Raw genomic sequence first — 1,197 nt, forward strand, 5'->3', positions numbered from 1 at the left:
GCGCAGGGGTTCCGGGGCCCGGTCGAACGCGGCCCGACGGCCGCCTGCCTCAGACGCGGCGCAGGACCGCGACCACCTTGCCCAGGATGGTGGCGTCGTCGCCCGGGATGGGCTCGTAGGCGGCGTTGTGCGGCAGCAGCCACACGTGGCCGTCCTCGCGCTTGAAGCGCTTCACCGTGGCCTCGCCGTCGAGCATCGCGGCGACGATGTCACCGTTCTCCGCGACGGGCTGGCGGCGCACCGTGACCCAGTCGCCGTCGCAGATCGCGGCCTCGATCATGGAGTCACCGACGACCTTCAGCACGAACAGCTCGCCGTCGCCCACCAGCTGGCGGGGCAGCGGGAACACGTCCTCGACCGACTCCTCGGCCAGGATCGGCCCACCGGCGGCGATACGGCCCACCAGGGGCACGTAGGACGCGGCCGGCTTGCCCGCGGTGTCGGTGGGCTGGACGGGAGCCGCCTGGTCCGACGCGCGGACCTCGTAGGCGCGCGGCCGGTGCGGGTCGCGGCGAAGGAAACCCTTGCGCTCGAGCGCCATCAGCTGATGCGCCACGGAGGAGGTGCTGGAGAGGCCGACGGCCTGCCCGATCTCCCGCATGGACGGCGGGTACCCCCGGCGCTGCACCGAGTCACGGATGACCTCGATGACGCGGCGCTGGCGGTCGGTGAGGCCCGAGCTGTCCGCCCGGATGCCGGGAGGTCGGCCCGGCAGGGACCGCTTTGGCCCCTCGGGGTGCGTGGCTTCGTTCATCGCGGTGTTGATCCCGGCGTTGTTCACCGCATGTTGCGGCTCGATACGCCCCTGGGAGCGGTCCTGGGCGGTGATGGTGGCGCTGTCTGCGGTGGTGGTCACGTCGGCCCCTCTCGATGGTCTCCCTGCTGCACAACGGTAGAGGCTTTCGAAAGGTTGCGCCAAACACACGTTCGAGTGAAAAATGCGGTTCCCTCTGACACGTGTCCGTGTTCGGGTGTAAGGCCGCACACCACCCCGTCCCGGGGCGAAAAGGGGCACCGGTATACGCTTCACACCGGTCCGCGCCCGCCCCGGACGACCCACAGTCTGCCATCCGGTACCCCGGCGGGCCGACCTCATGGCACCCTCCGGCCCGGCATCCTCCCAGGAGTCGCGCGCCGTGTCCGCCGGGTGCTCACGGTACCTCCCCAACCGGTCGTCGGCGGCCCCCGCGGGTGCCC

At 71.6% G+C, this 1,197-nt stretch carries 1 protein-coding gene; it reads right to left on the bottom strand.

Annotated elements, in window-relative coordinates:
- Positions 1-49: 49 nt before the first annotated feature.
- Positions 50-856: a transcriptional repressor LexA gene (gene lexA, locus ACOV8S_RS02185; protein ID WP_351117939.1), complete on the bottom strand. Its 807-nt coding sequence runs from the start codon at positions 854-856 to the stop codon at positions 50-52.
- Positions 857-1,197: the final 341 nt, after the last annotated feature.

Source organism: Streptomyces sp. CO7 (assembly GCF_053474865.1).